This is a genomic window from Kribbella caucasensis (genome assembly GCF_004361855.1).
Taxonomy (GTDB): domain Bacteria; phylum Actinomycetota; class Actinomycetes; order Propionibacteriales; family Kribbellaceae; genus Kribbella; species Kribbella caucasensis.
The window spans coordinates 53,104-67,996 of the sequence record NZ_SNWQ01000030.1 but is presented as its reverse complement, the minus strand read 5'-3'; the positions used below and the strand labels follow the sequence as shown (position 1 = coordinate 67,996).

The window sequence follows — 14,893 nt, the reverse complement described above, 5'->3', positions numbered from 1 at the left end:
TGCCCCTTCCACCGACTTTGTGCACGGGGTGGTCGTCGCCGACGTACTCAAGCCGACTGCGTGGTGCTCAATGTCGCCGCTTTGGCGGGGTGCGCGTGGACGTCGCACGAGTGGCTGGTAACCCGAAAGCAGGGGCTGGGGTCGGGGGTTCGGGGTGGCTGGGATGATGGGGGTATGTTCTCGAATCCGCAGATTCCTGCTGTCGTGGTGGGTGAGTTGAGCGACGAGTTGCTCGCCGAGGTGCACGTGCTGGATGTGCGCGAGCCCGACGAGTGGGCGAGTGGTCATATCGAGGGGGCGCAGCACATCCCGCTCGGTGAGTTGCAGGCGCGGGTGAGCGAGGTACCCGACGATCGCAAGGTGCTCTGCGTGTGCGCGGTCGGCGGGCGGTCCGGGATGGCGACCCAGTTCCTCGCCTCCGAGGGGCGGGAGGCGATCAACCTCGACGGCGGCATGTACGCCTGGCAGGCCCAAGGCCGCCCCGTCAGCACCGACTGACCCAGCCGAGCGGCAGGACAACTCGGTCGGCGCCTCGCAGGACGGTTCGGTACGGCGTACGAGCGGGTGCCTGGGGACTATTTATGACTGGCCGTGAGCAATCGTGGACAGAAACCTTCCGGTGAGGGCATTGAGGCGTTACTTTGTCACCGGTCGGTCGTTCGATGTACACCTGCGCCTCATCGGGCGGTAGGGCTTGCGGCGTCGGATGGCCGCGTCCGTCCACGCTCAGGAGGCCACGTGTCCACGCCTGCCCCCGTCCGGCCAGCAAAACCGGCCCATCGCGCGATCGCCTCACCGAACCTTCCGGCCCGTCGCACGGCCGCAACGAAGCCCAATCGCGCGATCGCACTGGGCCTGGTCGCCGGCGGTCTGCTCGCGACCGTCGCGGTCAACCCTGCGGCCGCACAGCCGGCCCCTGACCCGGCCCGGCTCCAGAGCCTCGCCCTGCAGGCGGCCGAAGCGCGCCGCGGTTCATCAGCGGTCTCCGATATCCCGGATATCGCGATCGCGTCCGCCGGCGAGGGCATCATCACCCGGCGCAATGATTCGCCGGTCGCGCCGGGCGTGAACTACACCAGCTTCGACCGCCTGGACGCCCGCGGCTGGCTCCGCGGCGACATCCTGGTGACCGACCTCGACGCGGGCGGCGTCACCGTCGACTACCTCAACCCCGGCACCGTCTCCGGCCGAGAGGTACTCAGTCAGCAGGTCGCCCGCAAGGGTGCGATCGCCGGCGTCAACGGCGACTTCTTCGACATCAACGACACCGGCGCCCCGCTAGGCATCGGGATCGAGCGCGACGCCGATGGTGGTGCGGGCCGGTTCGTCAACGGCCCGGCATCCGGTCACAACGAGAGCGCCGTGATCGGCAAGGACGGCCTCGGCAGGATCGCCCAGGTATTCCTCGAAGGAACGGCGACCGACGACGACGCCAGCACGGTCAACCTCAGCAACCTCAACTCGCCGGCCGTCAACAGCGGCGGTATCGGTCTCTACACGCCGCAGTGGGGTGCGGCGGCCCGCACCCGCACGGTCGACGGTCTGCCGACGGTCCGCGAGGTGATCCTCCGCGACGGCGTGGTCGTCTCGTCGGCCACGACACCGACGACGACTCCGCTCGCCGCCAACGAGCAGGCCCTGATCGGTCGCGAGGCGGGTGCGACCGCGCTGACCGCGTTCGAGCCCGGCGACAAGGTCGAGGTGAAGTACGGACCGCGCGCGGATGCGGCCGATGCGGCGGTCGCGGTGTCCGGCAACATGCAACTGGCCCGGGACGGCCAGGTCCTCGACGTCGACGACACCGTGATGCACCCGCGAACCGCGATCGGCTTCTCCGACGACGGCCGCCGGATGGTGCTGCTCACCGTCGACGGCCGGATGGCGGACTCGCGCGGGCTGACTGAGAAGGAACTCGGCCGGCTGATGCTCGACCTGGGCGCGGACGACGTGCTCAACCTCGACGGTGGCGGCTCCTCGACGATGCTCAGGCAGGCTCCGGGCGAAGCGACTCCGGAGGTCGTGAACAAGCCCTCCGACGGTGGCGAGCGGCTGACCCCGAACGGTCTCGGCCTGCTCCCGGTGAAGGGATCCGGCCGGCTCAAGGGCTTCCGGATCGAGGCTCCCGGCACCGCCGCCGAACCGGCCGACACCGACCTCACCAAGAGCGCCCGCGTCCTGACCGGCCTGAGTCGGGTCCTGACCGCCCGCGGCCACGACGAGACGTATGCGGCCGTCCCCGGTACGCCGTACTGGTGGTCGGGTGGCAACGCGCGCGTCTCCGACCAGGGGATCGTCACCGGTCGCAAAGCGGGCGATGTCGTCGTCACCGCGGCGCAGGGCCAGGCGCTCGGCCGCTTCCCGATGACGGTGCTCGGTACGCCGGCCCGGCTGGCTCCGTCGACCCGGCAGGTGTCGGTGCCGAGCGCAACCACCAAGGGCTTCTTCAGCATCAACGGGTACGACGCCGACGGGTTCTCCACCTGGGTCGAGCCGCGCGACATCGAGCTCAGCTACGACCCGGGCCTGATCAACGTGGTTGCCCGTGACAACGGATTCGACGTCAGCGCCGCCGGTGCCGAGGGTGTCTCCACGGTGATCACCGCGAAGGTCGGCACCCTGACCACGCAGCTCACCGTCATCGCCGGCCTGAGCAGCGAAGTGGTCGACGAGGTGGACGACCTCACTCGCTGGCAGGCGAACGCGGTACCGGTCGGGGCTGCGACAGCATCCAGGTCGGCTGCCGAAGGACATGACGGCGGACAGGCGATTGCGCTCGACTACTCGTTGACGGGCAGCACCGCCACCCGAGCGGCGTACCTGTCGGTGACTCCGCAATTGACGCTGCCGGGGCAGCCGCAGAAGCTCGGCGCGTGGGTGTACGGCGACGGCAAGGGTGCCTGGTTGCGCGCGAACGCGTACGACGCGGCGGGCGGTGCGGCGAAGACGCTCAACGTTGCCGCGTCGGTCGACTGGACCGGCTGGAAGTACGTCGAGGCCGACATCCCGCCGGGGCTCACCGTGCCCCTCAAGTTCTGGCGGATCTACGTGGTGGAGACTGTCCCGACCCGGCAGTACTCAGGCCGGATCGTGGTCGACGACCTCACCGTCCGCAGCGCGCCCCCGGTGAACGTCGCTCCCCCGGCCAAGGTGGTCGACCCGATGGTCGTTGCTGATGGCAACGTGGATGGCAAGCGCTGGAAGTTCGCGGTGCTCTCGGATGCTCAGTTCACCGCGGACGACCCGGAGTCCGAGTACGCTCGGCAGGCCCGGCGGACGATCCGGGAGGCGCTCGCGCAGCAGCCCGAGTTCCTGGTGATCAACGGCGACTTCGTCGATCGCGGGTTCGCGAACGACATCGCGCTGGCGAAGCGGATCATCGACGAAGAGGTGGCCGGCAAGGTCCCGGTGCACTACGTGCCGGGCAACCACGAGAGCTACGGACCCGGTGACCTGTCGGAGTGGACCAAGGTCTTCGGCCCGCCGAGCAGCACGCTCGACCACAAGGGCACCCGGTTCGTACTGCGGGACTCCTCGCTCGGGTCGCTCCGGGCCGGTGGGTTCGCGCAGATCCTGGATCTGCGTAAGCAGCTCGACGACGCGGCGCGCAACCCGGCGATCCGCAACGTCGTGGTGATGGCGCACCACCCGATCGACGACCCGTTGCCGACGGCGAACTCGCAACTGGCCGACCGTAAGGAGGCCGAACTCCTGGTCCGTTGGCTGGCCGACTTCCGCGCCTCGACCGGCAAGGGCGCGGCCTACATGGCGGCGCACGCCGGAACGTTCGCGGCGACCCGGACCGATGGCGTCCTGCTCCCGCTGACGGGCAACTCGGGCAAGGGCCCGGCGGCGGCCCCGGACGCGGGCGGCTTCACCGGTTGGGCGCTCGTTGGGGTCGACCCCTCGTCGACTGCGGCCGCTGCGGGTGAGCGGCGCTGGTCGGCGCCGGAGCGGGCGTGGTTCCAGGTCGAGTTCCGGCCGCACGTGGATTCGCTCGAACTCGCGGCACCCACCTCGCTCCGCCGCGGCGACACCGCCCCGGCCGCTGCGACCGTCGTCCAGGATGCCCGGCGGGTCCCGGTCGCGTTCCCGGTCTCGGCCGACTGGTGGGGCTCGACGTTACTCCACATCGGCCCGGCGAACACGGCGCCGTTCTGGGCCGTCGCCGCCTTCGACCCCGCCACCGGCCAGCTCACCGCGCTCCACCCCGGCACGGCCCAACTCGGCGTCACCGTCAACGGCGTCAGCAAGAGCACCACGATCCGAGTCGACTGGTAGGCGGACCGCCAGCACTACACAACCTCGGCCGGCGGCCACCTCCTGAGCGTGGGAGGGGGTCGCCGCTGGCGGTTGTGTAGTGCTGGAGATCCGCCCTCACACCTTCAGTCCGGCGACCGTTCCATTCACATGAAGCGAATCGTCGAACCCAAGGTCCTGTACTTCGGCACCCCGGTCGTGCTGATCAGCTCCCGCAACCCGGACGGCACCACGAACCTCGGACCGATGTCGTCCGCCTGGTGGCTCGGCTACACCGCCATGCTCGGGATGAGCGCCGGCTCGCAGACGGTCAGGAACCTCACCGAGCGCCCCGACTGCGTTCTCAACCTGGTCGACCCGGACATGGTCGCCGCCCTCGACCGGATCGCCCTGCTCACCGGATCGCGCGAGATGTCCGACGCCAAATGGGCCCGCGGCTACCGCTACGAACCCGACAAGTTCGCCGCGGCCGGCCTCACCCGTACCCCGGCCGAGCTCGTCGAGGTCGACCTGGTGCACGAGAGCCCGATCAACCTCGAAGGCCGGATCGAGGCGATCCACCCGATCGGCGAACCCGGCTCCAACCTGCGCGCCCTGGAGATGACGATCCACCGCGTCCACGTCCGCGAGGACCTGCTGATGGCGAACGAGCGGTACATCGATCCACTCCGCTGGGATCCCCTGATCATGAAGTTCACCGAGTACTTCGCCGGCGGCACCCCGGCGTACGAGTCGTCCCTGGCCCGAGGCTGGCAGATGCCACCCCTGCAACTGGACAAACAGGTCTGATGCGACGGCGGCAGGATAGCGTCGGGTCGTGACTGATGTGAGGAGACCGGGGCGGCTTCAGCCGGGTGATCGGGTTGCGGTGGTGGCGCCGGCGGGGCCGTTGAAGGCGGAGCGGCTGGAGGCGGGGACGAAGTACCTGGTCGAGTGGGGGCTCGAGGTCGAGGTGATGCCGTCGGCACTGGCCCGGCACGAGCAGCTCACGTATCTGGCCGGCGGCGACGAGGCCCGAGCGGCCGACTTCCAGAAGGCGTGGCTCGATCCGGGGTTCGCCGCGGTCTTCTGCGGACGCGGTGGGTACGGCGTCCAGCGGATGCTGCCCTTGCTGGACCTCGACGAGTTGGCCGCCGTGGAGAAGGTGTTCGTCGGCTTCAGCGACATCACCGCGCTGCACGAGGGCCTCAACGCTCGCGGGCTGGTCACCATCCACGGTCCGATGGCGGCCGCGGTCGAACAGCTCGGCGACGAGACGGGACGCGACCGCCTCCGCGCCCTCCTCTTCGAGCCGGAAACCGTGACCGACCTCCTGGCCCCGAACGGCGCCCGCACAGTGATCCCCGGTACCGCGGAGGGTCGCCTGCTCGGCGGAAACCTGGCCCTCCTCGCAGCCAGTCTCGGTACGCCGACCTTCGCGCGCCCGAGTGGAATCGTCGTGCTGGAAGACATCACCGAGGACGGGTACCGCGTCGACCGCCTGCTCACCCAGTTGCTGCGCGCCGGGTGGTTCGAGGAGGTGACCGGGATCGTGATCGGCGACTTCAGCGATAGCGACGACCAGGGGCTCGTCGCCGACGTCATGCACGAACGACTCGAGCCACTCGGTGTACCGATGGTCGAGAGCGCCGCGATCGGTCATGAGGACACCAACCTCGCCGTCCCGCTCGGCCTCCCCGTCCGCCTGGACGCGACCGCCGGAACGCTCACCCCACTGATGTCACCGCTGAGCTAATTGGTCCTTCAAGAAGGCGAAGGCTTGCGGGTACGCGTCCAGCCGGTTCTTCCGTTTGGCGAGCCCGTGCCCTTCGTCCGGATACACAAGCAACTGACAGATCACCCCTCGCCGGGCTAGTGCGTCCGTGATCTGCGAAGCCTCCGACAACGGCACCCGCGGATCGTTCGCGCCATGGATGACGAACAACGGCGCCTCGATCGCGTCCACCTGGTTCAGCGGACTCGCCAGCTCCAGGAACTCGCGATCCGTGGCCAGGAAGCCGTACTCCCGTTCGCGCATCACCCGCCGATACGCCGACGTGTTCTCCAGGAACGTGACCAGCGACGCGATCCCGACGATGTCCACTCCGGCCGTCCACAGTTTCGGCTGGAACGCCAGACCCGCGAGCACCATGTACCCGCCGTACGAGCCGCCCCACAGCGCGACGCGATCCTGGTCCAGCCCGATCGTCGGCAGCCACGCGTGGATCGCGGCCAGATCCCGCACCGAGTCGAGTCGTAGGTCCCGGTCGTCCAGCGAGTACCAGCGCTTGCCGTAGCCCGAAGAGCCGCGGACGTTCGGCACGAGCACGGTGTGCCCCTGCTCGACCAGGCCGGCGATCAACGGGTTCCAGATCCGGCTGGCTTGCCACTCGGGTCCACCGTGCACCAGCACGACGGCCGAACCGTCTCCACCGTCGACCGGGCGATACAGGAACAGCGGCACCGGTTCCCCATCGAACGACGGCACCCGGTGAGTCGTCGGATGCTCCAGCCCCGCAGGCAATGAAGGTGCATCCGGCGCCCGTACTGCGAACGTGTCGCCGCCTACCACGGCGTACCGGATCACGTACTGCGGTTCGACCGGGCTGCTGTACGTGATGACGACGTGGTTCCCGTCTTCGGACCACACCGGGTTGCTGTCGACGAGGATCGCGCCGCATCCACCCGGCGGCAGCTCGATCGGGGCGATTGGCCGGCCGTCGAGGTGGTGCAGAGCGAGGGTGACGGCACCGTCCTCGTTGGCGCCGACCAACAGGTGATCGCCTTCGGGACTGGCCCAACCGGTCAGATCGCGTGCGTCGTCGGCGACCACCGAGGTCAACGCAGCGGTAGCGAGGTCATAGCGGAAGACGGCGAGCCGATCCCGGTCGAAATCGCCCGACAGCAGCAGCCCGGTGGAGTCCGGCAACCAGGAGGATGCTCCGAGACAGACCTGATCGTCGAAGGACGTGATCTCGGTGATCCGGCCGGTCGCGGTCTCGACCAGCATGGCCTGCTGGGAGTTGGCCGGACCACCGGCACGGGTGATCAGGACCCAACGATCGTCGGGCGAGGGGACGACGTCGATCAGGTAGCCGCCACCGTCGTACAGAACGGTTTCGAGACCGCTGCCGAGGTCGAGTGCGATCAGGCCGAAGTCGATCTCGTTGCGGCGGTTCGTGGTGAACAGGACCCGGCCGGGGCGGGCCGCGATCAGGTGGTGGAAGTACGCCGGGTCGTGAACGAGCGGCTTGAGCTCGGGCACATCCCCGTCGAGGTCGAGGATCGAGAGCTGGCCGCGTTCGTCGCCGCCGGTGTCGTGCTCGACGATGACCTCGCGGCTGCCGGGAACGTACTTGGCGTTCACCACCCGCTCGTCCAACGCGGTCAGCGTCCGCCACGAACCGTCCGCCCCGATTTCGTGGACCTGCCGGACGCCGCTGCCGTCGTACCCGAGCAGCAATCGCCCTTCGCCGTCGATGTCGAAGGCAACCAGCGAGGGTAGGGCCAGCAACGTCTGAAGCATGCTGCCGACCCTACCCACGACTACCAGTGATCAGCCGTGCCAGGAACGCCAGAGCGCGGCATACGCACCCTGCGCATCGACGAGCTCGTCGTGCCCACCGAGCTCCACGATGCGCCCGTCCTCGACGACGGCGATCACGTCCGCGTCATGCGCCGTGTGCAACCGGTGCGCGATCGCGACCACCGTGCGCCCTTCCAGTACGCCGGCCAACGAGCGCTCCAGATGCCGCGCGGCTCGCGGATCCATCAGCGAAGTCGCCTCGTCCAGCACCAGCGTGTGCGGGTCGGCCAGCACCAACCGGGCCAGCGCAACCTGCTGCGCCTGAGCCGGAGTCAACGACACCCCGCCCGAGCCGACCTCGGTGTCCAGCCCGTGCTCGAACCCAGCCACCCACGCGTGGGCGTCCACCGATCGCAGCGCCGCCCACAACTCGGCGTCGGCCGCACTCGGTCGAGCCAGTCGCAGGTTGTCCCGCACACTACCGACGAACACGTGGTGCTCCTGGTTCACCAGAGCGACGTGGCTTCGGACCTGCTCGGCCGACATCTTGTCCAGCGCGGCACCGCCCAACGTGATGTCGCCCATGCGTGGCGAGTAGATCCCGGCCAGCAACCGGCCGAGGGTCGACTTGCCCGCACCCGACGGTCCGACGAGCGCCACTCGTGCACCCGCCTCGACCGTCAACGTCACGCCGTGCAGGACGTCGCGGCCTTCCAGGTAACCGAACCGGACCTCCTCGGCGAGCACGGTCCGGCCCTCGGGCTCGTTCTCCTCACCGCTCGCGGCCTCCTCGACCTCGCGAACCCCGACCAGCCGGGCCAGCGAGACCTGGGCCACCTGCAGCTCGTCGTACCAGCGGATCATCATGTTGACGGGCTCCACCAGCATCTGGATGTAGAGCGCGCCGGTGGTCAACGCGCCGACCGTGAGCCAGCCCTGGATGGCGAAGCCGCCGCCGATCACCAGGACCGCGGCCAGCGCGACCGTGTGGGTCATGTTGATCACCGGGAACAGGACCATCCGCAGGTACAGCGTGTACCGCTCCCAGCCGACCCACTGGCCGATCCGGGTGTCGCCAAGCCGGATCCGGCGGTCGCCGAGCCGGTGCGACTCGACCGTCCGGCCGGCGTCGACGGTCTCGGCCAGCGCCGACGCGACTGCCGCGTATCCCGCCGCCTCCGACCGATACGCCGCAGGGGCGCGGCGGAAGTACCACCGGCCGCCGATGATCAGGATCGGCGCCGCGATGACCACCGCGATCGCCAGCTCGGGCGCGGTCACGATCAGCGCGCTGATCAGCAACGCGGCCCAGATCACCGCGATGGTCAGCTGCGGCACCGCGTCCCGCATCGCGTGCGACAGACGGTCGATGTCGGTGGTGATCCGGGACAGCAGGTCGCCCGTCCCGGCCCGCTCCAGCACACCCGGCGGCAGCGCGACCGACCGGACCAGGAAGTCCTCGCGCAGGTCCGCGAGCATCTCCTCGCCCAGCACCGCGCCGCGGAGCCGGGTGAGCCGGACGAACACCGTCTGCACGGCCAGCGCACACGCGAAGCCGAGAACCACGTAGGGCAGGTCCACGTCCCGCTCACCGAGTGACAGCTTCTCCACGACGTTGCCGAGCAACCAGGGCCCGACCATGCCGCTCAGTGCCGCCACCGCGTTCACCAAGGTCAACCAGAAGAAGGCACGGCGATGTCTGCGGAACAGGGACCTCAAGTACGCCCGCACGGTCGTGCTGCCCGCCACTGGCAGGCGAGCAACCTCCTGCGGGGCCGCCGGATCGAACTCGGGGCGCTTCACGCCGTCTCCTCCTCGAGGGTGGGCTCTTCTTCACGGGTGACCACAGCGCGGTACTTCGGGTTGTTGTGCAGCAGTTCGCGATGGGTGCCGACGGCATCGACCCGGCCGTCCGGAACGAACACCACCCGGTCCGCGCGATCGAGCATCAACGGACTCGACGTGAAGACCACTGTCGTCCGGCCGGACCGGAGCAACCGCAGACTCTCCGCGACCCGCGCCTCGGTGTGCGCGTCCACCGCACTGGTGGGCTCGTCCAGCACCAGCACGGTCGGGTCCACGTACAGAGAGCGAGCTAGGGCGACCCGCTGACGCTGTCCACCCGACAGGGACCGCCCGCGCTCAGTCAGCACGGCCTGCATCGGGTCGGACGCACCGGCCGGCAGCGTCTGACGCAGTACGTCGAGGATGTCCGCGCACTGTGCTGCATCCAGCGCAGCCTCCGGCGACACAGCCCCACTGCCCGGTACGTCGAACAGGTCGCGCACCGTCCCGGACAGCAGCACCGGGTCCTTGTCCTGCACCAATGCAACGGTCCGTGCCGACTCCAGCGGAAGGCCGTCCAGTTCGACGCCGTCCAGCAGCACCGACGCCTGACCGGGCTCCGCCTCCGGGCTGTGGCCGCCGAGACGATCGGCCAGGACACCACCCGCATCCGGGTCGCCGCACACCACGGCTGTCAGCAGACCCGCGGGCGCGACCAGACCCGACACCGGGTCGACCAGGTCGCCCGACGGCAGCTGGGCCTCGTCCTTGCCCATCGACTCGTTGGTCCGCCGCAGGGACAGCACCCGGGCTGCCCGCCGCGCGGACACCTTCGAGAAGATGAACGCGCTCGCCGTCTCCTCGAACGTGTGCAGCGGCACCAGCATGAAGGTGATGAAGCCGTACGTCGTGACCAGCTCGCCGACGCTGATCCGGTTGGCCAGCACAAGCCGGACACCGAACCACACGATGACGACCAGGAACAGCCCGAACAGCAGCACCTGCAACGCGGCGATCATCGACCACATCCGCGCACTGCGGACCGCGCTCGCCCTGTACTCCTGCGAGGCCGCGCGATACCGGTCCAGGAACAACTGCTCGCCACCGATGCCACGCAGTACGCGCAAACCAGCGACTGTGTCGGCGGCGAGCTCGGTCGCCCGGCCGCCCTTGGCCCGCTGGGCATCCGCGCGGCGCTCGGCCGGACCCATCAGCGGCACGATCGAGAAGGCCAGGATCGGTACGGCGATCGCGACCACCAGGCCGAGCTGCGGTTCGTAGAAGAGCAGTCCGATGACGACGGCGAAGCAGGTCAGCAGCGCGGCGGTGAACCGGCCGAGCACCTCGACGAACCAGCCGATCTTCTCGACGTCACCGCTGCTCACCGCGACCACCTCACCGGCGGCGATCCGCCGGGTCAGCAGCGAACCGAGCTCGGCGGCCTTGCGGAACAGCAACTGCTGCAGCCGGGAGGCGGTACCGATCCAGTTGGTCACCACCGCGCGGTGGAAGAAGGCGTCCGAGCCGGCCTTGACGGCGCCGAACACGAGCAGCAGCAGACCGGCCAGGATCAGCTTGGGCCAGGACTTGTCGATCGCGGCCTGGACGGCGAGGCCGACCGCGACCGGGGCGGCCGCGATACCGCCGAAGTACAACAGGCCCCAGCCCACCGCGGCGGCCTGACCGCGCAGCTGCTGGTGCTCGAGCCAGAGGATGAGTCGGAGACCGGACCGGGTGTCTGGCACACCAGGGTCGGCGAACGGAACAAGACGCAGCGACATGACGTCCCAAACGAGGCGTAGTGAAAGGTTGTGAGGCACCTGAGCAGGCGAATAGACCAAGCCTAGGTCGCTTCGCTCGGGCCCCGCCAACCGTTTTCCAGCCAGTGGCCCACGGCGTCCTCTCGCCTGCTGAGACGGCCTCTCCGCCAGCTGGTGAGACGCGTCCCAGCCGATGCGTCAGGGCTCGATCAGGCCGGCCCGGGCCAGCGCCTTCAGTCTGCCGCGGAGGATCTTCTGCCGCCGGTCCTCCTCGGGGAAGAGTTCCACGTACTGCGAACCGCGGGCCGCGAGTAGATCGTCGTCCAGCCTTCGTACGGTTCCGGCCGGGAAGCGATGCGTCATGGCGGCCTGGACCGCGGCGCTGTCGATGCCCTGCAGGAGATCGGTCAGCTGCTCCTCGGTGGTCACGCCGAGCCTGGCGAGGATGCCGAGAATCCACGCGTAGTGGTTCGTCTTCGCGTGCGGGGCGTCCGGGTAGCGCCGGGTCAGGTAGGTGGTCAGCGTCGCCGCGGTGAGATCCTTCGGCGATTCGTCGGCCCCGGCCGCCGCCAGTTCGCGGTACAGCCGGTCGATCTCGGTGAACTCGTTGTCCGCGAGTTCCATCAACGCCGCGGCGAGCAGGAACCGCCGGTCGAACTCCGGTTTGCGGTCCGGTGGGATGTCCAGCTTGTACCGGATGTCGTGCTCGAATTCGGCCCACGCGTGCTGAACAGCGGTCCGGACCTGGATCTCCATCGTCAGGTTCCGCAGGACGGCGTACTCGGGCAGGTCCCGGCGATGCGCGTTCAACCGGACCAGGTAGTGCTTGCTCGCGTACCCGAAGACGCCCTGGGCCCGGGTGTGCGCGCCCATGTCGGTGTGCTCGACGATCTCGAACTCGGCCTCGATCACCTCGCAGACCCGGTCCACCGCCTCCACCAGGAAGGTGATCACCCGGGCCGCGACCAGGTCGGTGATCTGGTCGAGCGGATCGTCGTACTTCGGCCGGCCCGGATCCCCCGGCTGCGCCTTCGATGCCTTCGCCAGGAACGACTCCGGGTCCTTCGCCCGGGCGGTCGCGCTCAGGTAGTTGATGCCCTCTTCCTCGCCGATCAGCTCGTTGATCAGCGATTCCAGCTTGCGCGCGCCACCGACGTACTGCTGGTGCATCCGCTCGTACTGCGCGGCCGCCTGCTCGGCCCAACCGTGGCCCTCGACCCCAACCATGCGCCGACCATAGTGCTCTCGGAGTCGATATCCGCGTCTAGTGGAATCTACGGAATTCGCTAGACGACCCAGGAAACCGACAGAACAGCGACACGCGCTCGGGTTCGCTAGCGAAATCTAAGGAAAACGCTAGACGCGCTCATACAGTGAAATGCATGGATCCGATCCGGAATCCCTATGCGCCCGGCGCCGGTCAGCGACCGCCAGAGCTGGCCGGACGCGACACCGAGGTGCGGCAGTTCGAGGTGGTGCTCGAACGCGTCGCGGCGGGCCGGCCGGAGCGGAGCCTGGTGTTGTCGGGGCTGCGCGGCGTCGGCAAGACAGTGCTGCTCAACACGTTGCGGAGCCAGGCGATCAAGCGGGCCTGGGGTACCGGCAAGATCGAGGCCCGGCCGGATCAGAGCATCCGGCTGCCGATCGCGCAGGCGATGCACACCGCGATGCGCGAGCTCGGTCACCGGCACCGTGACGACGACCGGGTCGACCAGTTCAGCTCGGTGCTCAAGGCGTTCGCGCTGCGGACCGCGCAGAACGATCGCAAGGGAGTCCGCTGGCATCCACCGGTCGACGTGATCGCCGCGAAGGGGCGCGCGGATTCCGGCGACCTCGAGATGGATCTGATCGAGCTCTTCACCGACGCCGCCGATCTCGCGAACGATCTGTCGGTCGGCGTGGGCGTGTTCATCGACGAGATGCAGGACATCTGCGCCGACGACCTGTCCGCGCTCTGCGCCGCGTGCCATGAGATCTCCCAGCAGAGTGCGCCGCTCGTCGTTGTCGGAGCCGGCCTGCCCCACCTCCCCGCCGTACTGTCCGCCAGCAAGTCATACTCCGAACGGCTGTTCCGCTACATCCGAGTCGACCGCCTCGCCCGGGACGCGTGCGACCGTGCGCTGATGGTGCCGGCCGAGAGCGAGGGAGTGCAGTTCGAGGACGAGGCCCTCGATGAGCTCTACGCGCATACCGACGGCTATCCGTACTTCGTCCAGGCTTTCGCGCACGCGACCTGGGACCACGCGCCCACCAACCCGATCACCATCAAGGACGTCGCGGTCGCGGGCCCCGAGGCGTCCGCCGAACTCACCGTCGGCTTCTTCGGCTCCCGCTACGAACGCGCGACCCCAGCCGAACGTGAGTACATGCGCGCGATGGCCGAGCTCGGTGTCGGCGTAGGCGACGGCTCCGTCCCGACCGCAGAAGTCGCCAGCAACCTCAACCGCAAACCCCAGTCCCTCTCCCCGGCCCGCGACGGCCTGATCAAGAAGGGCCTGGTCTTCTCCGCCGAACGCGGCACAGTAGCTTTCACCGTCCCCCACTTCGGCAAGTTCCTCCGAACCCGAACGGCCTGACCTTCGGTTCGGGTGAGCTCAGCGGTGCCCGGCCGACGGTTCGTTTGTGGACTTGGCAGGAAGATGCACTTTCGTGATCTTGGTGAGAGTCGCTAGGGTGAATCGACATGACCACCGGGCGGACTGGCCAGCGCAGCGCGGCTGCGCGTCGGCGTCGGCGCGGTGGGCGGCACAGCCGGAAGAAACCGCACAAAGCGCAGTGGTTCTCGGTGACGGCGCTGGCCGTGCTCGGCATGGTGATGGTCGTGCACCCGGGCGCCACTGGTCGGCAGAGTCTGGCCGCGCAGTTCAGTGAGGGCGGGACAGCCGTGCGTGACGTCGCGCAGCCGCCCGCCCCGACGCCGACCGTGATTCCGACGCCGACGGCAACGTTCACCACTCCACAGCGACCGGCGCCGACGCTGACCCGGAAGCCGAAGGGCGCCAAGCCCAACGTGACAGTCTCGACCGGGCGGCTCGCGGTGGTGCCGGGGTTCAACAAGGCGTCGGGGATGCGGGACAAGCTCACCTACCGGGTCGAGATCGAGGAAGGACTCTCCTTCAACGGGACCGCGGTCGCCGCGGCGATCCACAAGACGCTGACCGACGAGCGCGGCTGGCAGGCCGTCCACCCGGTCAACTTCGAGCGGACCGACAAACCGGACGCCGACCTGCGCATCATCGTGGCGACGCCGACGCTGACCGACAAGCTGTGCCTGCCGCTCGACACCGGCGGCGAGTTGTCCTGCCGGGTCGAGGACCGGGTGGTGCTCAACGCGAAGCGCTGGATGTACGCCATCCCTTGGTACGCCGGAAAGGTCGAGCTCTACCGCAACTACCTGGTGAACCACGAAGTCGGCCACGCCCTCGGCCACGGCCACTCCACCTGCGCGAAGGCGAACACGCCCGCGCCGGTGATGATGCAGCAGAGCAAGGGCCTCGGCGGCTGCCTCCCGAACGCGTGGCCCACGATCAAAGCCACCTAATTCCGCTCGGCTCGTGAGAACCTGTCGATAGACCGAGTCCGAGGG

The 14,893-nt window shown here is 68.9% G+C and carries 10 protein-coding genes; 6 read left to right on the top strand and 4 right to left on the bottom strand.

Annotated elements, in window-relative coordinates; all coding sequences use genetic code 11:
- The first annotated feature begins 174 nt into the window (after nt 1-174).
- The 4 genes from EV643_RS38460 (at nt 175) to EV643_RS38445 (ending at nt 5,992) form a co-directional block, all read left to right on the top strand.
- On the top strand, nt 175-498 hold the full coding sequence (locus tag EV643_RS38460) for a rhodanese-like domain-containing protein (RefSeq protein ID WP_133805157.1): 324 nt from the start codon (nt 175-177) through the stop codon (nt 496-498).
- 240 nt (nt 499-738) lie between these two features.
- Nucleotides 739-4,278: a phosphodiester glycosidase family protein gene (locus EV643_RS38455; protein ID WP_238166098.1), complete on the top strand. Its 3,540-nt coding sequence runs from the start codon at nt 739-741 to the stop codon at nt 4,276-4,278.
- A gap of 129 nt (nt 4,279-4,407) precedes the next feature.
- On the top strand, nt 4,408-5,046 hold the full coding sequence (locus tag EV643_RS38450) for a flavin reductase family protein (RefSeq protein ID WP_133805156.1): 639 nt from the start codon (nt 4,408-4,410) through the stop codon (nt 5,044-5,046).
- 28 nt (nt 5,047-5,074) lie between these two features.
- Nucleotides 5,075-5,992 carry a S66 peptidase family protein gene (locus tag EV643_RS38445; RefSeq protein ID WP_133805155.1) on the top strand — a complete coding sequence of 306 codons (918 nt, stop codon included), beginning with the start codon at nt 5,075-5,077 and terminating at the stop codon, nt 5,990-5,992.
- Here the strand turns inward: EV643_RS38445 and EV643_RS38440 are convergent.
- The 4 genes from EV643_RS38440 to EV643_RS38425 form a co-directional block, all read right to left on the bottom strand.
- Nucleotides 5,978-7,762 carry a S9 family peptidase gene (locus EV643_RS38440; protein ID WP_133805154.1) on the bottom strand — a complete coding sequence of 595 codons (1,785 nt, stop codon included), beginning with the start codon at nt 7,760-7,762 and terminating at the stop codon, nt 5,978-5,980. The genes EV643_RS38445 and EV643_RS38440 overlap by 15 nt on opposite strands.
- A 30-nt stretch (nt 7,763-7,792) precedes the next feature.
- On the bottom strand, nt 7,793-9,565 hold the full coding sequence (locus EV643_RS38435; protein ID WP_133805153.1) for an ABC transporter ATP-binding protein: 1,773 nt from the start codon (nt 9,563-9,565) through the stop codon (nt 7,793-7,795).
- Nucleotides 9,562-11,367, bottom strand: coding sequence for an ABC transporter transmembrane domain-containing protein (locus EV643_RS38430; RefSeq protein WP_238166097.1), 1,806 nt, complete (start codon nt 11,365-11,367; stop codon nt 9,562-9,564). Before EV643_RS38430 ends, EV643_RS38435 begins: the two co-directional genes overlap by 4 nt.
- 138 nt (nt 11,368-11,505) lie before the next feature.
- Nucleotides 11,506-12,534, bottom strand: coding sequence for a GTP pyrophosphokinase (locus tag EV643_RS38425; protein ID WP_133805152.1), 1,029 nt, complete (start codon nt 12,532-12,534; stop codon nt 11,506-11,508).
- A 155-nt stretch (nt 12,535-12,689) separates the two neighbouring features.
- On the opposite strand from EV643_RS38425, the gene EV643_RS38420 reads away from it, so the two are divergent.
- A complete protein-coding gene (locus tag EV643_RS38420) occupies nt 12,690-13,883 on the top strand; it encodes an ATP-binding protein (RefSeq protein ID WP_133805151.1) in 1,194 nt (397 codons plus the stop codon).
- 107 nt (nt 13,884-13,990) lie between these two features.
- Nucleotides 13,991-14,848 (top strand): DUF3152 domain-containing protein, encoded by an 858-nt coding sequence (locus EV643_RS38415; RefSeq protein WP_133805150.1) that lies wholly within the window; start codon nt 13,991-13,993, stop codon nt 14,846-14,848.
- The last annotated feature ends 45 nt before the right edge of the window (nt 14,849-14,893 follow it).